This is a genomic window from Streptomyces sp. NPDC005423 (genome assembly GCF_040606415.1).
Lineage (GTDB): Bacteria > Actinomycetota > Actinomycetes > Streptomycetales > Streptomycetaceae > Streptomyces.
This window is the reverse complement of the sequence record NZ_JBEXET010000072.1, coordinates 5,036-27,380: the sequence shown is the minus strand read 5'-3', so window position 1 is coordinate 27,380 and position 22,345 is coordinate 5,036. Positions and strand designations below refer to the sequence as shown.

Genomic DNA, 22,345 nt, shown 5'->3' with positions numbered 1-22,345 from the left:
GATGGACCGGCGGCAGGTAGACCACGTCGAAACCCATCGCCGCGATCCCCGCCAGCCGCCGCGCCGCCGTACGGAACGTACCGTGCGGCTCCAGCGCCGTGCCCTCCGAACGCGGGAAGAACTCGTACCAGGCCCCGTACAGCGCCCGCTCCCGCTCCACCAGCAGGGGCCTGGGTTCCGAGGCGGTGACGAGTTCCCGCAGCGGATGCCGCGCCAGGATCTTGCCCACCGCCGGAGTCAGCGCGGCGGCGAGGCGGGCGGTCGGCGGACGGGTCTCGTCGCGCAGGGCGTCGGCCGCGGCCAGGACGGTGTCGCGCCTGCCCTTGCTCTTGGGCACCCCGGCGGCGGCCCGCGCGAACAGCCGGGCGCCCTCCTCCAGGACCAATTCCGTGTCGATGCCCGCGGGGATCTTTATCCCGGCGTGGTGACGCCAGGTGGCGACCGGGTCACTCCACGCCTCCACCGCGTACGACCAGAGGCCCGGCGCGTCCGGGGTGACGTCCGCGCCCCAGCGGTCGCTGCCCGGCGCGAGCTCCCGCATCGGGGTCCACGGGCCCGGCCGGCCCTCGGAATCGCGCAGCACGACATTGGCGGCGACCGCGTCATGACCCTCCCGGAACACGATGGCCGAGACCTCGAAAGTCTCGCCGGTCACCGCTTTCGCGGGCCGGCTCCCGTGCTGGACGACCGGCCGGACGTCCAGCACCGGGATGCGCCCGATGCCGGCGGCGGCCGGACCCGCGGAGGGTGGCTCCGGGGCCGGCCGGGCCTTGGCGGCCGGGCGGGCGCGGGACGATCCCGCGCCGGATGTCTGGGGTGGTGACGAGTGGTGCGTGGCGGGCATGACCGCTCCTGTCCGCGTCAACGTGGGTGTGGCTGCTGGGTGTGGGGAGGGGGGCCTGCGGACGGTACCTGGGGCGCGCGTCTTGGAGGTGTACCTGGTGGAGCCTTCCCACCCTATTCGGGTGAGCAATCCGGCGCTTTGTTAACTCCTCTTGCCGATATTTATGCAAAAAATTGGCCCCGTCCTGGGAGAACGGGGCCGACAGAGTACATCGTCACCAGGACCGCGGCACCTGCAGAAGCCTGTCCGGCGAACCCGGTCCGGCACGGGAAACCTTGCCGGACGCGGCGGCCGAGACGAGCGCCGCGGAAACCTGGGCCGGAGCGGCGCGCGGGCGGCCCGCGAGGTAGACCGCAGCGGCACCGGCCGCGTGCGGCGACGCCATCGACGTACCGGAGGAGGTCGCCCGAGCGGTGTCGCCCGCGGACGACGCCGAGGTGATCGCGGTGCCCGGGGCGAACAGGTCGAGGGCCGGGCCGTAGTCCGAGAAGGGCGCCCGACCGTCGGTCCGGCCGGTGGCGCCGACCGTGATCGCCTGCCGTACGTCGGCCGGGGAGCGGCGGCCGACCTGGCGCCCTGCGTTGCCCGCGGCGACGGTGTAGGTCACCCCGGAGGCGATGGAGGCGCGTACGGCGGCGTCCAGCTGGGCGTTGTGCCCGCCGCCCAGGCTGAGGTTGGCCACCGCCGGCCGGTGCGCGTGCCGGGTGACCCAGTCGATACCGGCGATGACCTGGGCGGTCGTGCCGGCGCCGTGGTCGTCGAGGACCCGGACGGCGACGACGTCGGCCCTCTTCGCGACGCCGTGGGCCGTGCCCGCGACGATGCCCGCGACCTGGGTGCCGTGGCCGTTGCCGTCCTGTGCGACGGGGTCGCCGTCCACGAAGTCCCAGCCGTAGCGGGCCCGGCCGCCGAAGTCGTGGTGGGTGATCCGGATGCCGGTGTCGATCACGTACACGGTCACTCCGCGGCCCCCGGAGTCCGGCGGGGCGTAGCTTCCGTCGAGCGGCAGGCCGGGCCGGTCGAGCCGGTCCAGGCCCCAGGACGGCGGGTTCTTCTGGACGCGGTCGGAGGTCACGCGGGTGTCCGGGACGACGGAGGCGACCTCGGGGTCGGCCGCCAGGAGCCGTGCCCGCGCCGGGTCGGCGCGGACGGCATAGCCGTTGAGGACCGAGCCGTAGGTGTGGCTGATTCTCGCCCCGGCTCTCTCCGCCGGGCTCCTCCCGGCCGCGGTTCTCGCCCGCACCCCCGGCCTGAGCGTGACCAGGTAGCTTCCGCCGACGGCACCGGGCCGGCCGGTGCCGGGCAGGAGCACCGCCGGTGCGGCGTGCGCGGGCGGGGTGACGGCCGAGAGCGCCGTGGCGACGGCGACCGCGATCAGGCCCCCCGCCCGGCGCGCGGGCCGTGGGCGTGTCCGTGCCATGGTCGAAGTCCCCCTCCGTGGCTCCACCGGCAGCCTCTCGTGCGGCGCGGGGCACCACAAGAACGCCTCGGGGCGGGGAACCGGCCATATCGGCCGGGGGAGACCCGGAGCGGCGGTGATGACCTTCGATCCACGGGCGACCAGCGGGGAGGGCACCTTCACCGCTACGGTCTACAGAGACGACGACGCACAGTGCCGTGCGTCTCCAGCGAGCGCGCTGAGGTGGCATGTGAAGGCGATCCGTCGATTCACCGTCCGACCCGTTCTCCCCGAACCGCTCCGGCCGCTGAGTGACCTGGCGCGGAATCTGCGCTGGTCCTGGCATGCGGAGACCAGTGACCTCTTCCAGTCCGTCGATCCCGAGCGCTGGGCCGCCTCGGAACGCGATCCCGTACGGCTCCTCGGCAGTGTGTCGCCGGCCCGGCTCGCGGAACTGGCGCAGGACCGCCGGTTCCTGCGCCGGCTGACGGCCGCCGCCGACGATCTCGCCGACTACGTGGGCGGCGAGCGCTGGTACCAGACACATCCGGGCGAGCTGCCCGCCGCCATCGCCTACTTCTCACCCGAGTTCGGCGTCACGGCCGCCCTGCCGCAGTACTCCGGCGGTCTCGGCATCCTCGCCGGCGACCACCTGAAGGCGGCCAGCGACCTCGGTGTGCCACTGATCGGCGTGGGACTTCTCTACCGTCACGGCTACTTCCGACAGTCGCTCTCCCGGGACGGCTGGCAGCAGGAGCACTATCCCGTCCTCGACCCCAACGAACTGCCCGTGGCGCTGCTCCGCGAGGAGGACGGCACCCCGGCCCAGATCTCGCTGGCGCTGCCCGGAGGCCGGCCGCTGCGCGCCCGGATCTGGCTGGCGCAGGTCGGCCGGGTGCCGCTGCTGATGCTCGACTCGGACGTCGAGGAGAACGACCTCGGCGAACGCGGCATCACCGACCGGCTCTACGGCGGCGGCAGCGAGCACCGGCTGCTCCAGGAGATGCTGCTGGGCATAGGAGGGGTCCGGGCGGTACGGACGTACTGCAGGCTGACCGGACACCCGCAGCCCGAGGTGTTCCACACCAACGAGGGGCACGCCGGCTTCCTCGGGCTGGAGCGGATCGCCGAACTCTGCGACCAGGGGATGGACTTCGACGCGGGGCTCGAAGCGGTACGGGCCGGCACCGTGTTCACCACGCACACCCCCGTCCCGGCCGGCATCGACCGCTTCGACCGCGAGCTGGTCGCCACCCACTTCGGGCCCGACGCCGAACTCCCGCGCATCGACGTGGAACACATCCTGCGGCTGGGTATGGAGACCTATCCGGGCGGCGAGCCCAACCTGTTCAACATGGCCGTGATGGGCCTGCGGCTGGGCCAGCGCGCCAACGGGGTGTCGCTGCTGCACGGACAGGTCAGCCGCGAGATGTTCGCCGGCCTGTGGCCGGGCTTCGACGCCGAGGAGGTGCCGATCACCTCGGTGACCAACGGGGTGCACGCACCGACCTGGGTGGCCCCGGAGGTGCTCCGGCTCGGCGCCCGGCAGATCGGCGCCCAGCGCACCGAGGACGCGCTGACCGTCGGCGGCTCGGAGCGCTGGGACGCGGTCGCCGACATCCCCGACCAGGACATCTGGGAGCTGCGCCGGAACCTGCGCGAACAACTGGTCGTCGAGGTGCGGGAGCGGCTGCGCGCCTCCTGGCGCCAACGCGGCGCCGGATCGGCCGAGTTGGGCTGGATCGACGGGGTGCTCGATCCGGACGTGCTGACCATCGGCTTCGCCCGCCGCGTCCCGTCGTACAAGCGCCTCACGCTGATGCTGCGCGACCGCGACCGGCTGATGGACCTGCTGCTGCACCCGGAGCGGCCGATCCAGATCGTGGTGGCGGGCAAGGCGCACCCGGCGGACGACGGCGGGAAGCGGCTGGTGCAGGAGCTGGTGCGGTTCGCGGACGACCCGCGGGTGCGGCACCGCATCGTGTTCCTGCCCGACTACGGCATGGCGATGGCGCAGAAGCTCTACCCGGGCTGCGACATCTGGCTCAACAACCCGCTGCGCCCGCTGGAGGCGTGCGGGACGAGCGGCATGAAGGCGGCCCTCAACGGCTGCCTCAACCTCTCGGTCCTGGACGGCTGGTGGGACGAGTGGTTCCAGCCCGACTTCGGCTGGGCGATCCCGACGGCCGATGGCACCGGCACGGACCCCGACCACCGCGACGACGTGGAGGCCGCCGCCCTCTACGACCTGCTCGAACAGCGGGTGACCCCGCGCTTCTACGAGCGCGGCCAGGGCGGACTGCCCGACCGCTGGATCGAGATGGTCCGCCAGACCCTGACCCTGCTGGGCCCGAAGGTGCTGGCGGGCCGCATGGTCCGCGAGTACGTGGAGCGGCTCTACGCCCCCGCCGCGCACGCCCATCGTGCGATGGACCCGGACTCGGCACGCGAACTCGCCGCCTGGAAGGGGCGGGTGCGCTCCGCCTGGCACACGGTCACCGTGGACCACGTCGAGGCGTCCGCCGCCACCGCCACCGCCGAACTCGGTACGACGCTCAACCTGCGGGTGCGGGTGGGGCTCGGCGCCCTCGGCCCCGACGACGTCGAGGTGCAGGCGGTGTCGGGCCGCGTCGACCCGGAGGACCGGATCGCGGACGCGACGACGGTCCCCCTGAAGCCCGCGGGCGGCCCGGACCCGGACTGCCGCTGGACCTACGAGGGTCCCCTCTCCCTGGACCGCACCGGACCCTACGGATACACGGTGCGCATCCTGCCCGCCCACCGGCTGCTCGCCTCGGGCGCGGAGCTGGGACTGGTGGCGCGGCCGTCGGACGAACTCGCCGAGGCGCCAGGGGTGTTGCTGCGCTAGTGCCGCTGCGCTAGTGCCGCGGCACTAGACGTCCGAGAGGGGGGCGCAGATCTGGCGGAGGGTGCTGCCGATCCGCCGGGCGTAGGCGTGCTGGAGGCCGCGTGTCGCGGGGCCGCCCAGTCGGGCGTACCACTTCGCCGCGCGGCTGAAGGCCGAGACCGTCAGCCAGACCGTGCCGTCGCCGGTGCGGTCCACGACGAAGGATTCCTCGCCGCACTCCGGGTGGCCCTCCAGGGTGCCGTAGGCCCAGCCGGCGCGGCGGTGTTCCTCCACCGTCCAGACGATGCGGCAGGGCGCGCGGATCACTCCGGCGAGGGTGACGGTGACGTCGGCGCCGGGGGCGGCACGGTCGGCTTTTGTCTCGATGCCGACGCCCGTCTCCCGGTGCGCCTCCCAGGTCAGGACCGCTTCGGCGGCCCGGCGGAAGATCTTCTCGCCCTCGCCTATCCGGGTGCGCACATGCAGGGAGCGGAAGCCCGGAGGGCAGAAGCCGGGCTCCCGGGTGGCGCCGACGTCGTCGTACGTGAAGGACATGGGACCCAAGAGTAGGGCGGCACCCGGAACGGAGTCCGTTCCGGGTGCCGCCGTGTGCCGGGACCGGCCGGGCCGGTCTTCGGTCAGCTGACGTTGACCGCCGTCCAGGCCGCCGCCACCGCGTTGTACTCGGTGGAGCCGGAGCCGTACAGGGCGGCAGCGGCGCTGAGCGTGCCGGTGCGGGCCGACTTGTAGTTGGTCGTCGACGTGAAGTACGTCGTCAGCGCCTTGTACCAGATCTGGAGTGCCTTGGCGCGGCCGATGCCGGTGACGGTGGAGCCGCTGTACGTCGGGGAGTTGTAGGCGACCCCGTTGATCGTCTTCGCGCCGCTGCCCTCGGACAGCAGGTAGAAGAAGTGGTTGGCGACGCCCGAGGAGTAGTGGACGTCCTTGCTGCCCACGGAGGAGGACCAGTAGTCGGCGGAGCCGCCGTCCTTGCTGGGCTTGTCCATGTAGCGCAGCGGGGTGCCGTCGCCGTTGATGTTGATCTTCTCGCCGATGAGGTAGTCGCCGACGTCGGAGGAGTTGGCGGCGTAGAACTCGACGCCGGTGCCGAAGATGTCGGAGGTCGCCTCGTTCAACCCGCCGGACTCGCCGGAGTAGTTGAGGCCCGCGGTGTTGGAGGTGACGCCGTGGCTCATCTCGTGGCCGGCCACGTCCAGCGAGGTCAGCGGGTGGGTGTTGCTGGAGCCGTCGCCGTAGGTCATGCAGAAGCAGCTGTCGTCCCAGAACGCGTTCACGTACGAACTGCCGTAGTGCACACGGGAGTAGGCGCCGACGCCGTTGTTCTTGATGCCGCTGCGGCCGAACGTGTTCTTGTAGAAGTCCCACGTCTCCTGGGCGCCGTAGGCGGCGTCCGCGGCGGCGGTCTGGTCGGTGGTGGAGCTGGAGGCGGCGCCGGTTCCCCAGACGTTGTCCGCGTCGGTGAAGAGCGTGCCGGTGCCCGACGTCTTGTGCGCCAGGTTGTACGTCTTGTGGCTGCCGCGGGTGCCGTCGGTCAGCTGGTACGTCGAGCCCGACAGGGTGGTCTCGAGGTTGACGGTGCCCGAGTACAGCGACCTGCCGGTACCGGTGGCGTTCTCGATGCCCTGGTACTCGAAGATCTTCTTGCCGGTGGCCGCGTCGGTGATGACGTGCAGCGCGTTGGGGGTGCCGTCGTCCTGGAGGCCGCCGACGACCGTCTCGTAGGCGAGGACCGGCGTGCCGCTGCCGGCCCAGATCACCTTGCGGGGCGCGGAGTCGGCGGAGGTCTTGGCCGAGCCGGCCGACTTGGCGGCGGTCAGCGCCTGCTTCTCCGCCTTCGCGGCGGTGATCTGCGGCTTCACCGAGGCGACCTTGATGGCCGACTTGGCCGCTCTGGTCACGCTCTTGGTGGCACCGGAGGGCGCGGTGTGGACGACCAGGTCGCCGCCGAGCACCGGCAGGCCGGCGTAGGTGCGCTCGTAGCGGGTGTGCACCGTGCCGTCGACGTCCTTGACGACGTCCTTGACGACCAGCTTCTCCTTGGTGCCGAGGCCTATCGTCCGGGCGGTCTCGGGCGCCGCGGCCTGCTGCTGCTTGACCAGCGCGGTATGCGCGGAGGCGCTGAGCTGGACCGGGGCGGCGGCGAGGGGGGCCTTCCCGGCCGCCGCGGTCTGGGCGGAGGCGGCACCGGAGGTCAGTCCGGTGGCGAGCAGGGCTCCGGCGGCGACGGCGGTGGCGATGGCGAGAGTGGTGCGGTGACGCGCGTAGACGGGGGTCACGCAAGCTCCTCAGTGGGGGAGTCCGGGCGGCGTGGGGATACCGCCCGGAGCGGTTGTGAAGTAGCTGTGCTGAAGCGGCGTGAGGGAAGACTGACACTGACGGCGCGTACATGTCAGGACCCTGAAGTGATGTTGGCTCAAAAACGACTGTCAGATGAATGTTGCCGGAATGTAAACGACCCTCCGGCGAGGGCGGCGCCCCGGGTCGCCGGACCCCGGGACGCCGCCCCTCTCACCGACCCGCGGGGTGCGGTCTACGGGAAGGTCAGCTTCCAGCTGTTGATGTAGCCGGTGTCCTGTGCCGCCACGTCCTGGACCTTCAACTTCCAGACACCGTTGGCCACTTCGGAGGAGGCGTTGACGGTGTAGGTCGCCTGCACGTTGTCCGCGGAGTCGGAGGAGCTGGAGTTCTTCAGGCGGTACGCAGACCCGTCCGGGGCGACCAGGTCGATCACCAGGTCACCGCGCCAGGTATGCACGATGTCGACCGAGACCTGAAGGTTCGAGGGGGCGTTGCCCGACCGGCCCGAGACCGTGACGGACGACGTGACCGCCGCTCCGTTGTCCGGAATCGATACGTCGGTGGTGTTCTCGAACGACGTGCCGCCACCCCCGCCGCCGCCTCCGGAGCGCGCGCCGACGGCGACGGCCGCCCACGCGTCCTGCACCGCCTTGTACTCGGCGCCCGTGGTGCCGTACAGCTCCCCGGCCGCCGCCAGCGTGCCGGTGCGGGCCGCCGCGTAGTTGGTGGTGGAGGTGAACTTCGTGGTGAGCGCCCGATACCAGATCTGGAGCGCCTTGTCCCGGCCGATGCCGGTGACCGCGAGCCCGTCCGCCGTGGGCGAGTTGTAGCTGACGCCGTTGATGACCTTGGCGCCGCTGCCCTCGCTCAGCAGGTAGAAGAAGTGGTTGGCGACGCCCGAGGAGTAGTGCACGTCGAGGTTGCCGACACCCGAGTACCAACTGTCCGCGGAGCCGCCGTCCTTGCTCGGCTTGTCCATGTAACGCAGCGGCGTGCCGTCGCCGTTGATGTCGATCTTCTCGCCGATGAGGTAGTCGCCGACGTCGGAGGAGTTGGCGGCGTAGAACTCCACGCCGGTGCCGAAGATGTCGGAGGTCGCCTCGTTCAACCCGCCCGACTCACCGGAGTAGTTGAGCCCGGCGGTGTTGGAGGTGACGCCGTGGCTCATCTCGTGGCCCGCCACGTCCAGCGCCGTCAGCGGGTCCGCGTTGCCGGAGCCGTCGCCGTAGGTCATGCAGAAGCAGCTGTCGTCCCAGAACGCGTTCACGTACGAGTTCCCGTAGTGCACACGGGAGTAGGCGCCCACACCGTTGTTCTTGATGCCGCTGCGGCCGAACGTGTTCTTGTAGAAGTCCCACGTCTCCTGCGCGCCGTAGTGCGCGTCGGCGCCGGCCGTCGCCGCGTTCGACGTGGTGCTGTTGCCCCAAGTGTCGTTGGTCTGCGAGAACAGCGTGCCGGTGCCGGAGGTCCCGTGGTTCAGGTTGTACGTCTTGTGGCCGCCGCGCGCGCCGTCGTTCAGCGTGTACGTGGAGCCCGACTGGGTCGTCGTCAGCGTCACCTGGCCGCTGTACTGGGTGTTGCCGACGCCGGTCTCGACGCCCTGGTACTCGTAGAGCTTCTTGCCGGTGGCCGCGTCGGTGATGACGTGCAGCGCGTTGGGGGTGCCGTCGTCCTGGAGGCCGCCGACGACCGTCTCGTAGGCGAGGACCGGCCTGCCGCTCGCGGCCCAGATCACCTTGCGGGCCGACTCGGCCGCCGGTTCGCGGGCGCCGAGCGCCCCGGCGCGGGAGACCGCCTGCCGCTCGGCCGACGCCTTCGTGACGTCCGGGGTCAGGTCGGCCACCTTGAGGGCGGCGTTCGTCGCCCTGACGACCCGCTCGGTCGCACCGGACCTGGCGGTGTCGACCACCAGGTCACCGCCGAGGACCGGGAGACCGGCGTAGGTGCGTTCGTAGCGGGTGTGGAGGGTGCCGTCCGCGTCCTTGACGACGTCACGGGCGACGAGTCGCTCCCGGGAGCCGAGGCCGATGTCGCGGGCGGTGGCGGACCGCGCCGCGTCGGCGTCGCGGAGCAGTTCGGCGCGCTGCGAGGGCGAGAGTCGCACCGCGGTGTGGGCCGGATCGCCCTTCACTGATGGGGAGTTGGCGGGAGCGGCGGTGGCGGCACCCGCCTGGACGGCGGCGGCGAGCAGTGCGGTGACGCCGGCTATGGCGAGGGTGTGGGAGGTGCGTCTGCGCGAGGAATTGCTTCTCAACACTGACTCCTTCTGGACGGTCGCGGATCGCGCGACCAGGGGAGATCACAGGGAAAGCTGTGGGGTTGCTGTGAAGCGCCAGTGGGAAGAGTGGCAGCAGCCCGCGCTTTCTGTCAGGAGCGCGTCAGGAACTTGGCCAGAACTCGTTCGTTGTCCGGATGTTCATGTTCGGTATACGGACTATGCGGGTGGCAAGACCTCTGCCTCTGCCTCTGCCTGTGCCGGTCCCGCCCCGTGCCAGGAGTGCCACAGGGCGGCGTAGGCCCCGTCCGCGGCCACCAGCTCCTCGTGGGCGCCGACCTCGGTGAGCAGACCGTCCTCCATCACGGCCACCCGGTCCGCGTCGTGCGCCGTGTGCAGCCGGTGCGCGATGGCGATGACGGTACGTCCCTCCAGTACGGCGGCCAGCGCCCGCTCGGTGTGCCGGGCGGTGGCCGGATCGAGCAACGCCGTCGCCTCGTCCAGGATCAGCGTGTGCGGACCCGCCAACACCACGCGCGCCAGGGCGAGTTGCTGCGCCTGAGAACCGTCGGTCGGCCAACCGTTCGCGCCCAGAGCGGTGTCCAGCCCGTCCGGCAGCTCCGCCACCCAGCCCTCGGCGCCGACCGCCGTCAGCGCGGCCCACAACTCCGCGTCGGTGGCCGCCGGTTCGGCGATCCGCAGATTGTCGCGGACCGTGCCCAGGAACACATGGTGCTCCTGGGTGACCAGCACGACCTGCCGGCGCAGCCGCTCCGGCTCCAGATCCGCGATCGGCACCCCGCCCACCGTCACCGTTCCGGCGGTCGGCGCGTCGACCCCCGCGAGCAGCCTGCTCAGCGTCGTCTTCCCGGCCCCCGACGGCCCCACCACCGCCAGCCGCTCCCCGGGCCGCACGGTGAGGTCGACCCCGCGCAGCACCTCGCCGCCCTGCTCGTAGGCGTACCGCACCCCGGCCACGTCGATCCGGTCGTCCACCGGGGTCGGTGCCCCGGCCGGCGCGGAGCGTGGCGCCCGGGCCAGCCCCTCCACCCGGGCGAACGAGGCGCCGCCGCTCTGGAGCTGCTCCACCCGCATCAGCACCGCGTCGAGCGGCTCGCTCAACTGCCGGAAGTAGAGCGCCGCCGCCACCACCGCCCCCAGGCTCATCGCGCCGCGCGCGTGCAGCCAGCCGCCGATCAGCAGCACACCGGTCACCGGGATCAGGTACGTCACATCGACCACCGGGAAGAACACGCTCCGCAGGGAGAGCGTGTACAGCCGGGCGCGGCGGGCCGTCTCCAGCGCGTCCCGGGTCACCGCGGTCCGCCGCTCCGCCAGCCGGAACGCCTCCACCGTCCGGGCCCCGGACGCCGTCGCCGCGACGACCTCCGCCACCTCCGAGGTGGCCGCGCCCTCCGCGAGATAGCCGTTCCTGGCCCGCCGCAGGTACCAGCGGAGCGCGATCCAGATCGGCGTCAGACCCAGCACACCGAACAGACCGAGCAGCGGCTCCAGCACGAAGACCGCGCCGAACACGAACAGCGCCTGCACCCCGCTGATCAGCAGCTCGGGCCCGGCGTCGCGCAGCGTCGTGCCCACGGTCGCCACGTCCGCCGTGCCGCGCGCGGTGAGATCGCCGGTGCCGGCCCGCTCCACGACCGACGCGGGCAGCGCCAGGGTCCGCGCGACGAACTCCTCCCGGATCCGGGCCAGGGTGCGCTCCCCGAAGCGGTGGCCCACGTACCGCGCCCAGCGCGCCAGCAGCAGCTGCGCCACCGCACAGAGCACCAGGGCGAACGCCAGCCGGTCCACCGTCCGCACCCCGCCCCCGGCCCGTGCCGCGTCGACCATCCGGCCGACCAGCCACGGACCGGCGAGCCCCGCCACGGCCGCCAGGGCGTTCAGTCCGAGCAGACCGGCGACGGCCCGCGGGTCGGCCCCGACCAGCCGTCCGGCGGCCCGCCGTACGTCGGCGGCCTCCGCCACCGGCAATTGTCCCGACGACGCGGCGTTCACCGTACGGCCTCCTCGGTATCGGTCTCGCGGGCCACCAGCGCCCGGTAACCCGGCTCCCCGTCGAGGAGTTGACGGTGCCGGCCGCTGGCCGCGACCTTCCCGTCGACCAGGTAGTGCACGGTGTCGGCGCGGTCGAGCAGCAGCGGGGAGGTACTGGTCACGACGGTCGTCCGGCCGGCCCGCGCGGTGCGCAGCCGGTCGGCGACGGCGGCCTCCGTGTGCGCGTCCAGCGCCGACGTCGGCTCCACGGCGAGCAGCACCTCGGGATCGGCGAACAGCGCCCGCGCCAGCCTGACCCGCTGCCGCTGCCCGCCGGAGAGACTGCGGCCCTGCGCGGACACGGCCGAGTCGAGCCCGGCGGGCAGCCCCCGCACGACGTCCTCGGCGGCGGCGGCGCGCAGGGCCCGCGTCACGGCCGGGTCGCCGTCCGTGCCGGGCCCGGCCGCCCCGCGTCCCGCCACCGACTCGCGCAGCGAACCGGCGAACAGGTCCGCCTCGTCGCCGGCCACCAGGATCCGCTCCCTGACCTGGGGCAGCGCGACCTCGTCCAGCCGCACCCCGCCCCAGGTGGCCGCGGACGGCCGGTAGCGGCCGAGGCGGTCGACCACGGCCGCGGCGTCGGCCGGCCGCGCCCCGGCCAGCGCGGTCAGCCGGCCGGGCGCCACCCGGACCCCGGACTCCGGGTCGTGCAGCACGGACGGTTCGGCGGGGGCCCGCGCGGCACCGAGGTCGGCGGCCGGCTCCAGCCGCAGCAGTCGTACGACCCGGCGGGCGGCCACCACGCCCCGGCTGAGCTGGTAACCGCACTCGACGAAGAACGCCACCGGCCCCACCAGTACGGCGACATAGCCGTACACCGACACCAACTGGCCTACGGTGATGGCCCCTTGGGCGGTCAGCCGGGCCGCCAGCCAGGTCACCACGGCGAGGAACAGAGTCGGCAGGCCGACCCCGAGCGCCTGCATCCAGCTGGTCACCGAGCCCACCCGGTAGCCCTGTTCCCGCAGCCGGAGCGAGTCCCGGCCGAACGCGTCCGCGACCAGCCCCTTGCCGCCCAGCCCGTTGAGGACCCGCAGCCCGCCCGCGAGGTCGCCGATCCGAGCGGTCAGCACGCTCTGCCGCTCCCGGTACTCCGTCTCCGCGCCCTGCAACCGGCCCATCAGCGGCCCGACCAGCACCCCGAAGACCGGCACCCCGAGCAGCACCACGACCGCCAGCGGCAGCGAGACCGAGAACAGCAGCCCGGCCACCGCCGCGTACGCGACGACCGAGCCGACCCCCGGGCCGACCACGGTCAGCGACTGGCTGATCGTCTGCACGTCGCCGACACCGATCGTGACGACCTCCCCGGCCCCGGTCTGCCGCGGCAGCGTCGCGCCCAGCCGGACCGCCTGCCCGACGACGACCTTCACCGTGCGGAAGTTGGCGTCCATCCGCAGCCGGGTCATCACCCGGTGCCGCAGGAGACCGATCCAGGCGTTCACCGCGCCGACCGCGAAGAGCGCCCCGCTCCACCGGGCCAGCGCGCCCATGTCGTCCGGTTCGAGGCCCTCGTCGACGGCCCGCGCCATCAGGTACGGCGTGGCCGCCATCAGCACCATCCACCCACTGGCCAGCACCGCCCCCAGCACGGCCCGCCCTGGCTGGCGGCGCACCAGCCACCACAGAAACCACCAGCCGCCACGACAGTCGGGTGTGCCCGGGTCCTCGTACGCGTCGATCATCAGCCGTCCCCGCCCTCTCTAGACCAGACTGTCCCGCCACGCCCGGTGCAGATCCGCGAACCGGCCCGTACCCGCGATCAGTTCGGCAGGGGTGCCGTCCTCGACGACCATGCCCTGTTCCATGACGAGCACCCGGTCCGCGATCTCGACGGTGGAGAGCCGGTGCGCGATCACCACCGCCGTACGGCCGCGCAGCACCGTCGACATGGCGCGCTGCACGGCCCGTTCACCGGGGATGTCGAGGGAGCTGGTCGCCTCGTCGAGGATCAGCACCGCCGGATCGGCGAGCAACGCCCGCGCGAAGGCGACGAGTTGGCGCTGCCCCGCCGAGATGCGGCCGCCCCGCTTGCGTACGTCGGTGTCGTAGCCGTCGGGCAGGGCGCTGATGAAGTCGTGCGCGCCGATCGCCTTCGCCGCCCGCTCGATCTCCGTGCGGGAGGCGTCCGGGCGGCCGATCGCGATGTTCTCGGCGACCGTGCCGGAGAAGAGGAACGCCTCCTGCGTCACCATCACCACCCCGCGCCGCAGTTCGGGCACCGGCAGCTCGCGCAGGTCGACGCCGTCCAGCAGGACCCGGCCCTCGGACGGGTCGTAGAAACGGGCGAGCAGCTTGGCCAGGGTGGACTTGCCGGCACCGGTGGAGCCGACGACGGCGACCGTCTGGCCGGCGGACAGGGCGAGGTCGAAGCGGGGCAGTACCTCGCCGCCGGTGCGGTAGGTGAAACGGACACCGTCGAAGACGACCTCGCGGCCGGGCATGTCCGAGGCGGGTGACGGGAGTTGGCGGGGGGTGGACGGCTCCGGCACGGTGGGCGTCTGGGCCAGCAGACCGGCGATCTTCTCCAGGGAGGCCGCCGCCGACTGGTAGGAGTTGAGGAACATGCCGAGCCGGTCGATCGGGTCGTAGAGGCGGCGCAGATAGAGCACGGCCGCCGCCAGCACACCCAGCGCCAGCGAACCGTCCGCGACCCGGTAGGCGCCCCAGAGCACGATCACCGCGACGGCCGTGTTGGCGATCAGCCGGGAGCCGGTGACATAGCGGGCCATCTCCAACAGGGCGTCGCCGTTCCTCCGTTCGAGCCGCTGGTTCAGGACCTGGAAGTCGGCGTCGTTGACGTCCTCGCGGCGGAAGGCGCGGACCGGCCGGATGCCGTTCATCGTCTCCACGAACTTCACGATCACGGCGGCGATCGCCGTGGACCGCAGCGCGTACACCTGTCCCGCCCGCCGCCGGTAGCGCCGTACCAACGCGTACAGCGGGACGAAGGACGCCACCGCCACCGCGCCCAGGCCCAGGTCCAGCCAGAGCAGCACCGCCGCGATGTAGACGAACGAGAGGATGACCGTGACCAGTTCCTGGAGCCCCTCGCTGAGCAGTTCGCGCAGCGACTCGACGTCGGCGGTGGACCGCGAGATCAGCCGGCCCGAGGTGTAGCGCTCGTGGAAGTCGATGCTGAGGGCCTGCGCGTGGCGGAAGATCCGGCCGCGCAGATCGAGCAGCACGTCCTGGTTGACGCGGGCGGCGGCGCCGATGAACGCGTACTGGAGCCCGCCGGAGACCAGCGCGCACAGCAGATAGCCCGCGCCCACGGCGATCAGCGGGCCGTGGTCGTGGCGGCGGAACGCCGGTACGGCGCGGTCGATGGCGTACGCCACCAGCAGCGGCCCCGCCTGCACCGCGGCCTGTTGGAGCAGCAGGAGCAGGGTGGTGACGGTGACGCGGCCCCTCATCGGGGCGAGCAGCGAGCGGAGCAGCGTCCCGGTGGCGCCCGGCGGAGTGGGCAGGACGTCCCGGTCGAAGGGGTCGTCGACGGCGGGCGGGCGCGGGGGTTCCGCGTCGTCGCCGGTGGCCGGGGCGGACGTGGTGGCCGCGGTCATCGCTGGTCCTCCTGGTGGTCGGCGCCCGACATGAGATGCGCGTACTCGGCGTTGGTGCGCAGCAGTTCGGGGTGGGTGCCGACCGCCGTGATCCGGCCGCCGGAGAGCAGCGCGACCCGGTCGGCGAGCAGGACCGTGGAGGGGCGGTGGGCGACGATCAGGGCGGTGGTGTCGGCGAGGACCCGGCGCAGGGCGGCCTCCACGGCGGCCTCGGTGTGCACGTCGAGCGCGGAGAGCGGGTCGTCCAGGACGAGGAACCGGGGCCGGCCGACCACCGCGCGGGCCAGCGCGAGGCGCTGGCGCTGGCCGCCGGAGAGGCTGAGGCCCTGCTCGCCGACCTTGGTGCGCGTACCCTGCGGCAGCGCGTGCGCGAAGTCGGCCTGCGCGACGGCCAGCGCCCGCTCCAACTCGGCCTCGCCGGCGCTCTCTTCGGCACCCATCAGCACGTTCTCCCCGACGCTCGCCGAGAAGAGCGTCGGCTCCTCGAAGGCGACGGCGACCTTGGTGCGCAGCTCCTCGCGGGACATCGCCGTGATGTCCGTGCCGTCCAGCGTGATCCGCCCGGACGTCAGCTCGTGCAGCCGGGGGACGAGCGCCGTCAGCGTGGTCTTGCCGGTGCCGGTGGCGCCGACGAGCGCCATCGACTCGCCCGGCCGGATGTGCAGGTCGACGTGGTCCAGAGTGGGCGGGGAGCCGGCCGGGGCGTCGGAGTAGCGGAAGACGACGTCGTGGAAGCGCAGACCGCCCTCCGCCTCCGCCGGCGCGGGGAGCGGGGCCGTCCCGGCGCGGGACCCGACGGACCCCGTCCCCTCCGGTTCGACGTCCATCACCTCGAAGTACCGCTCCGTCGCGGTCGCCGCCTCCTGGCTCATCGCGAGGAGGAAGCCGATGGACTCCACGGGCCAGCGCAGCGCCAGGGCGGTGGAGAGGAAGGCGACCAGCGTGCCCGCGGAGAGGCCGCCGTCGGCCACCTGGACGGTGCCCAGCACCAGGGCCGCCCCGATGGCCACTTCGGGAAGGGTGACGATGACGCCCCAGATCGTCGACAGCAGGCCGGCCTTGCGCAGTTCGGTGTCGCGCAGCCGGCCGGACAGGTCGCGGAACGCCCGCGCCTGGCTGCGGTGGCGGCCGAAGCCCTTGATGATCCGGATGCCCAGGACGCTCTCCTCGACGACCGTCGTCAGGTCCCCGACCTGGTCCTGCGCCAGCCGCGCCACGTGCGCGTACCGCCGCTCGAAGACCACGCAGGTGAGGACCATGGGCACCGCGGGCCCCAGCAGCACCAGCCCCAGCGTCCAGTTCTGGAGCACCAGGATGGTCACCCCCACCAGGATCGTCACGGCGTTCACCAACAGGAACGTCAGCGGGAAGGCGAGGAACATCCGCAGCAGCATCAGGTCCGTGGTGCCCCGGGAGAGCAACTGGCCCGACGGCCACCGGTCGTGGAAGGAGACCGGCAGCCGTTGCAGCCGCCCGTAGAGATCCGCCCGCATCGCCGCCTCGACACGTGACAGCGGGCGCGCCACCAGCCAGCGCCGCAGCCCGAACAGCAGCGCCTCCGCGATGCCGAGCAGCAGCAGGTACAGCGCCCCCAGCCACACGCCCGCCGGATCGCGGTCGCTGACCGGACCGTCCACCATCCACTTCAGGACGAGCGGGATCACCAGCCCCGTACAGGACGCGAGCACCGCGACCCCGGCGGCGACGAACAGCCGCGCCCGCACGGGCCGGACGTACGGCCACAGGCGCAGGAGGACACGGACGGCGGATCGGTCGGAACGGTCTTCGGCGGGTGCGTGTGTCGTGGCCATCAGGGGCGAGCCTACGGATCGGCACCGACAGTGCCTAGCGGGTTTTGGCCGCGCCCGGCTCCGCCCACGCCCCCGCGACCTGCGCGTTCGACCGGTCGTAGGGCGGCATCAGCCGATCGGCCGATGCCTGTTCGAGCGGGTCGGACCGGGCGGCCGCGGTCGCCGTGGCGTACGACCGCGGCATCCTCGGCTGACCGGCCCGCTCAGCCGACCTTCAGCAGCAGCACGGACCGGGGCGCCAGCGTGATCGCCGATCCGGCCTCGTGCCGTACGCCCGGCGCCTCGTCCTGGTCCTCGCGCGCGGTGTCGACGATCACCTCGTACCGCTCCGCCCACGGCGGCCCCGGCAGCACGAACTCCGTCGGCCGGTCCCCGGAGTGCAGCACCGTGAGGAAGCTGTCGTCGACGATCGGCGTGCCCCGCTCGTCGCGGCCCGGAATGTCCCGCCCGGACAGATACATGCCCAGCGTGGCCGCCGGCGCGTACCAGTCGTGCTCCGTCATCTCCGCGCCGCTCGGGGTGAACCAGGCCAGATCCCGCAGCCCGTCCACGGAGTGCGCCCGGCCGGAGAAGAACGACCGCCGGCGCAGCACCGGATGGCGGTTGCGCAGCGTGATCAGCCGGGCGGTGAGATCGGTCAGCGCCCGCCACGCGGGGTCCTCCAGCAGGCTCCAGTCCATCCAGCTGATCGCGTTGTCCTGGCAGTAGGCGTTGTTGTTGCCGCCCTGGGTGCGCCCCAGCTCGTCACCGGCGACCAGCATCGGCACGCCGGTGGAGAGCAGCAGGGTGGTCAGCAGGTTCCTCAACTGCCGCCGCCGCAGGTCCAGTACGTCCGGGTCGTCCGTCTCGCCCTCGACCCCGCAGTTCCACGACCGGTTGTCGTCCGTGCCGTCCCGGTTGTTCTCGCCGTTCGCCTCGTTGTGCTTGTGCTCGTACGACACCAGGTCCCGCAGGGTGAAACCGTCGTGCGCGGTGATGAAGTTGACCGAGGCGTAGGGCCGCCGGCCGCCCCACGCGTACAGGTCGCTCGACCCCGACAGCCGGTACCCGAGATCCCGTACGTCGGGCAGCGCGCCCCGCCAGAAGTCCCGTACGGCGCCCCGGTACCGGTCGTTCCACTCCGTCCACAGCGGCGGGAAGGCACCCACCTGGTAACCGCCCGAACCGATGTCCCACGGCTCGGCGATCAGTTTCACCCGGCGCAGCACCGGGTCCTGGGCGATCACCGCGAGGAACGGCGAGAGCATGTCGACGTCGTGCATCGACCGGGCCAGCGCCGCCGCCAGGTCGAAGCGGAAGCCGTCCACGCCCATCTCCGTCACCCAGTACCGCAGCGAGTCGGTGATCAGCCGCAGGACGTGCGGCTGGACCACGTGCAGGGTGTTGCCGCAGCCGGTGTAGTCGCTGTAGCGGCGGGCGTCGTCCTGGAGCCGGTAGTAGCCGGGGTTGCTGATGCCCTTGAGCGAGAGCATCGGGCCCAACTCGCCCGCCTCCGCCGTGTGGTTGTAGACCACGTCGAGGATGACCTCGATACCGGCCGCGTGCAGCGCCCGCACCATCCGCTTGAACTCGCCGACCTGCTGGCCCGCCGTGCCGGTCGCCGCGTAGGCCGCGTGCGGGGCGAAGTAGCCGATCGAGTTGTAACCCCAGTAGTTCTTCAGCCCCTTGCGCAGCAGATGGTCCTCGTGCGCGAACTGGTGGACGGGGAGCAGCTCCACGGCCGTCACGCCCAGCCGGACGAGGTGCTCGATGGCGGCCGGGTGCGCCAGCCCGGCGTAGGTGCCCCGGAGCTGTTCGGGGATCTCCGGGTGCAGCTTGGTGAAGCCGCCCACGTGCAGCTCGTAGATGACCGAGTCCGCCCACGGTGTCTTCGGGCGGCGGTCGTCCAGCCACTCGTCCTCGGTCGTGTCGTCGTGCACGACGACGCCCTTGGGCACGTACGGCGCCGAGTCGCGGTCGTCGCGCACGGTGTCCGCGACGTGCTGCTGCGGCCAGTCGCGGACATGCGCGTACACCTCGGGCGGCAGCCCGAACTCGCCGTCCACGGCGTGCGCGTAGGGATCGAGGAGCAGCTTCGCCGGGTTCCAGCGGGCGCCGGTCCACGGGTCCCAGCGGCCGTGCACCCGGAAGCCGTAGCGCGTGCCGGGCGCGACCCCCGGCACGAAGCCGTGCCAGATCTCGTGGGTCGGCTCGGTCAGCGCCAGCCGCGTCTCCCGGCCCTCCGCGTCGAAGAGACAGAGGTCGACCGCCTCCGCACCGCCCGCCCACAGCGCGAAGTTGGTGCCGGCCACCCCGTCGGGACCGACCCGGTAGCGGGCACCCAGTGGCATCGATGTCCCCGGCCAGACGACGGGCGCCGGCAGCGCCCGCGCCGGGCCGGCCGGTATCCCGACCACGCGCGGCACCGGCACCCCGCCCGTGATCCGTTCCTGCTGCACTGCCTTCTGCTCGGCTGCGCTCGACACCGTCCGGCCTCCCGCGGCTCGTGGAACGACGTAGTAGTCAGGGCGTAGGGCGTCCCGGCCGCGGCTCCCGTCGTGTCGTTCTCCCCAGTGTTCTGCCCAGAGCTTGCGTCGCACTCACGTTTCCCCTGGGCCGGGCCGGTCGTTGTGCTCCCGTGAGCTACGCACAAGGGCGCGCACGGCGCGCGGGGGCCGCGACGGCCGCCGTACTGACATGGGCGGGACTGCTGGCCGGAGCCGCCGGCTGCACTTCGGGCGGCGCCGGCGGCTCCGCCATCGGCGGGATGCTGGGCAAACCCCCGGCGCCCGAGGACGCCATCCGGATCACCCCCGACGACACCGACCGAGAGGTGAGACCCGACCGGAAGCTGAGGGTCCAAGTCCCGGACGGGCGGCTGGAGTCGGTGACCGTCGTCAAGGAGCAGGACGCCCAGGACTCACCTGTCGTGGGGCACCTCTCGGACGGCGGGTCGCGCTGGCAGCCCGACGACGACCGGCTCGCGCTGGCCGCCAAGTACACGGTCGACGCGGTGGCCGTGGACGACGACGGCCACCGCTCGGCCCGGCACACCACCTTCACGACGTACGTCCCGGGCGAGCGGTTCGTGGGGTACGTCACCCCCGAGAACCGGGCCACGGTCGGCACCGGCATGATCGTCTCGCTGGGCTTCAACCGCGACATCGACAACCGGGCCGCCGTGGAGCGCGCCATCCGGGTCACCGCGAAACCCGCCGTGGAGATCCGCCCGCACTGGTTCGGCGCCACCCGCGTCGACTTCCGCCCCGAGACGTACTGGAAGCCCGGCACCCAGGTCACGGTGGCGCTGCGGCTGCGGGACGTCGAGGGAGCCCGCGGCGTCTACGGACTCCAGTCCCGGACGTTCTCCTTCACCGTCGGCCGCAGCCAGGTCTCCCTGGTCGACGCGGCACGGCACACCATGGAGGTGCGGCGCGACGGCGCGCTGCTGTCCACCGTGCCGATCACCGCCGGCAGCCCCAAGACCACCACCTACAACGGGAAGATGGTGGTCATGGAGATGCTGGAGGTGACCCGGATGAACAGCCGCACGGTCGGCTTCGGCGGCGAGTACGACATCCCCGACGTCCCGCACGCCATGCGGCTCACCGACTCCGGCACCTTCCTGCACGGCAACTACTGGGCGCCGGACGCTCCCGGGCGGACCAACGTCAGCCACGGCTGCGTCGGTCTGCGGGACGTCAAGGGCGGCGGCTCCGACACCCCGGCCGGCTGGTTCTTCGACCGCAGCCTCATCGGTGACGTGGTCGAGGTGGTCCACAGCAAGGACAAGACGGTCGCTCCGGACAACGGACTCGGCGGGTGGAACATGGGCTGGAAGCGGTGGAAGGCGGGCAGCGCGGTCAACTGACCCGCAAACGGGCGGACTCCCGCGGCCGGCCGCCGGTCGAAGTTGCGACCGAACGGTGACATCCAGCTGACATGAAGCTCAAAACCTGACGGTTAATATGCGCGGACGCGCACGTCAGATGCGCTGGGGTGCGGGCCGGACCAGGCCCGGCGAGGGGAGAACGTCTTGAACGTGCGACCGATATCGGGGGACCCGCGAGGCCGGGGCCGCAAGGCTCCGGCGGCGGTGGTTGTCGGTGTGCTGCTGCTCGCCGTGACCGCGTGCGGAGGCGGGGCTCCGGGTTCCGGGTCCGGCTCGGGCGACGCCAAGGGCAAGGAAGCGGGCACGGCGGCGACGAAGCAGTCGGCGGCGGTCGTGACGATCGCGCCAGGCAACGGCTCCAAGGCCGTGGACACCACCGGCGCCCTCAAAGTCACCGCCGCCAAGGGCAAGTTGACCGAGGTCGTCGTCAAGAACACGGCGGGCGGCAAGGTCGACGGCGCGATCACCGGCGGCGGGGCGACCTGGACGCCCGCCTCGCATCTCGCCGCCGCCACCAAGTACACCGTGCACGCGGTCGCCAAGGACTCCGCGGGCCGGGTCGCCGCCGAGGACTCCAGCTTCACCACGCTGACCCCGAAGACCACCTTCACCGGCACCTTCACGCCCGAGGACGGCTCCACGGTCGGCGTCGGCATGCCCTTCTCGGTCAACTTCACCCGGGGCATCACCCACCCCGGGGACGTGCAGAAGGCGATCACCGTCACGACGCGGCCGGCCGTCCCCGTCGAGGGCCACTGGTTCGGCAACGACCGCCTGGACTTCCGCCCCGAGCACTACTGGAAGTCCGGCACCAAGGTCACCGTCAAACTCGACCTCGACGGCGTCGAGGGCCGGCCGGGCGTCTACGGCAAGCAGGCCAAGACGGTCTCCTTCACCATCGGCCGCAACCAGGTCTCCGTGGTGGACGCCAAGAAGCACACCATGAAGGTCACCCAGGACGGCCGGACCGTCCGGACCATCCCGGTCACCACCGGCAAGCCCGGCTACGACACCTGGAACGGCCAGATGGTCATGAGCGAGAAGCTCGAAGTGACCCGGATGAACGGCGAAACGGTCGGCTACGGCGGCGAGTACGACATCAAGGACGTCCCGCACGCCATCCGTCTGACCTCCTCCGGCACCTTCATCCACGGCAACTACTGGGGCGGCGGCGCCTTCGGCAACTACAACGCCAGCCACGGCTGCGTCGGCCTCCAGGACGTCAAGGGCGGCTACAGCAAGAGCGTGCCGGCCGCCTGGTTCTACAACCACTCGATGATCGGTGACGTGGTGGTCGTGAAGCACTCCGACGATCAGACGGTCTCGCCCGACAACGGGCTCAACGGCTGGAACATGTCGTGGGCGCAGTGGAAGGCGTGAGCCGCGCCTGACCGGCGGGCCCGGTGCCGTGACCCACGGC

At 72.3% G+C, this 22,345-nt stretch carries 13 protein-coding genes; 3 read left to right on the top strand and 10 right to left on the bottom strand.

What is annotated here, in order from left to right; genetic code table 11:
* The coding region (locus tag ABZT12_RS37485) for a maltotransferase domain-containing protein (protein ID WP_356393774.1) at window positions 1–844 on the bottom strand (844 nt) is incomplete at its 3' end.
* Window positions 845–1,058: 214 nt separating this feature from the next.
* A complete protein-coding gene (locus ABZT12_RS37480) occupies window positions 1,059–2,264 on the bottom strand; it encodes a S8 family peptidase (protein ID WP_356393771.1) in 1,206 nt (401 codons plus the stop codon).
* A 229-nt stretch (window positions 2,265–2,493) separates the two neighbouring features.
* On the opposite strand from ABZT12_RS37480, the gene ABZT12_RS37475 reads away from it, so the two are divergent.
* A complete protein-coding gene (locus ABZT12_RS37475; protein ID WP_356393768.1) occupies window positions 2,494–5,112 on the top strand; it encodes a glycosyltransferase family 1 protein in 2,619 nt (872 codons plus the stop codon).
* A gap of 24 nt (window positions 5,113–5,136) precedes the next feature.
* Here the strand turns inward: ABZT12_RS37475 and ABZT12_RS37470 are convergent, their stop codons facing one another.
* From ABZT12_RS37470 to glgX, 8 genes are all read right to left on the bottom strand, one after another.
* Entirely contained in the window at window positions 5,137–5,646 is a 510-nt protein-coding gene (locus tag ABZT12_RS37470; protein WP_356393765.1) for a DUF1990 domain-containing protein, read from the bottom strand.
* Window positions 5,647–5,729: 83 nt separating this feature from the next.
* Window positions 5,730–7,388 carry a M4 family metallopeptidase gene (locus ABZT12_RS37465; RefSeq protein WP_356393762.1) on the bottom strand — a complete coding sequence of 553 codons (1,659 nt, stop codon included), beginning with the start codon at window positions 7,386–7,388 and terminating at the stop codon, window positions 5,730–5,732.
* A 254-nt stretch (window positions 7,389–7,642) separates the two neighbouring features.
* Window positions 7,643–9,664, bottom strand: coding sequence for a M4 family metallopeptidase (locus ABZT12_RS37460; protein WP_356393759.1), 2,022 nt, complete (start codon window positions 9,662–9,664; stop codon window positions 7,643–7,645).
* Between the two features lie 180 nt (window positions 9,665–9,844).
* On the bottom strand, window positions 9,845–11,641 hold the full coding sequence (locus tag ABZT12_RS37455; protein WP_356393756.1) for an ABC transporter ATP-binding protein: 1,797 nt from the start codon (window positions 11,639–11,641) through the stop codon (window positions 9,845–9,847).
* Complete coding sequence (locus ABZT12_RS37450) at window positions 11,638–13,365, bottom strand: ABC transporter ATP-binding protein (RefSeq protein ID WP_356393755.1); 1,728 nt, start codon at window positions 13,363–13,365, stop codon at window positions 11,638–11,640. The genes ABZT12_RS37455 and ABZT12_RS37450 overlap by 4 nt, the downstream gene beginning before the upstream one ends.
* A gap of 18 nt (window positions 13,366–13,383) precedes the next feature.
* Complete coding sequence (locus ABZT12_RS37445; RefSeq protein WP_356393752.1) at window positions 13,384–15,243, bottom strand: ABC transporter ATP-binding protein; 1,860 nt, start codon at window positions 15,241–15,243, stop codon at window positions 13,384–13,386.
* Window positions 15,240–17,054: an ABC transporter ATP-binding protein gene (locus tag ABZT12_RS37440; protein WP_356393748.1), complete on the bottom strand. Its 1,815-nt coding sequence runs from the start codon at window positions 17,052–17,054 to the stop codon at window positions 15,240–15,242. Before ABZT12_RS37440 ends, ABZT12_RS37445 begins: the two co-directional genes overlap by 4 nt.
* Before the next feature lie 203 nt (window positions 17,055–17,257).
* Window positions 17,258–19,519 carry a glycogen debranching protein GlgX gene (gene glgX, locus ABZT12_RS37435; RefSeq protein WP_356393745.1) on the bottom strand — a complete coding sequence of 754 codons (2,262 nt, stop codon included), beginning with the start codon at window positions 19,517–19,519 and terminating at the stop codon, window positions 17,258–17,260.
* A 152-nt stretch (window positions 19,520–19,671) separates the two neighbouring features.
* Between glgX and ABZT12_RS37430 the strand changes: the two genes are divergently transcribed.
* Both ABZT12_RS37430 and ABZT12_RS37425 read left to right on the top strand, forming a co-directional pair.
* Window positions 19,672–20,904: an Ig-like domain-containing protein gene (locus ABZT12_RS37430; protein ID WP_356393742.1), complete on the top strand. Its 1,233-nt coding sequence runs from the start codon at window positions 19,672–19,674 to the stop codon at window positions 20,902–20,904.
* A 171-nt stretch (window positions 20,905–21,075) separates the two neighbouring features.
* Window positions 21,076–22,305 carry an Ig-like domain-containing protein gene (locus ABZT12_RS37425; RefSeq protein ID WP_356393777.1) on the top strand — a complete coding sequence of 410 codons (1,230 nt, stop codon included), beginning with the start codon at window positions 21,076–21,078 and terminating at the stop codon, window positions 22,303–22,305.
* The last annotated feature ends 40 nt before the right edge of the window (window positions 22,306–22,345 follow it).

Bases quoted from the DNA above. Each gene is read 5' to 3' on its own strand.
- ABZT12_RS37450 (WP_356393755.1), bottom strand. From the start codon at position 13,365: ATGATCGACGCGTACGAGGACCCGGGCACACCCGACTGTCGTGGCGGC.
- ABZT12_RS37470 (WP_356393765.1), bottom strand. From the start codon at position 5,646: ATGTCCTTCACGTACGACGACGTCGGCGCCACCCGGGAGCCCGGCTTC.
- ABZT12_RS37445 (WP_356393752.1), bottom strand. From the start codon at position 15,243: ATGACCGCGGCCACCACGTCCGCCCCGGCCACCGGCGACGACGCGGAA.
- ABZT12_RS37440 (WP_356393748.1), bottom strand. From the start codon at position 17,054: ATGGCCACGACACACGCACCCGCCGAAGACCGTTCCGACCGATCCGCC.
- ABZT12_RS37480 (WP_356393771.1), bottom strand. From the start codon at position 2,264: ATGGCACGGACACGCCCACGGCCCGCGCGCCGGGCGGGGGGCCTGATC.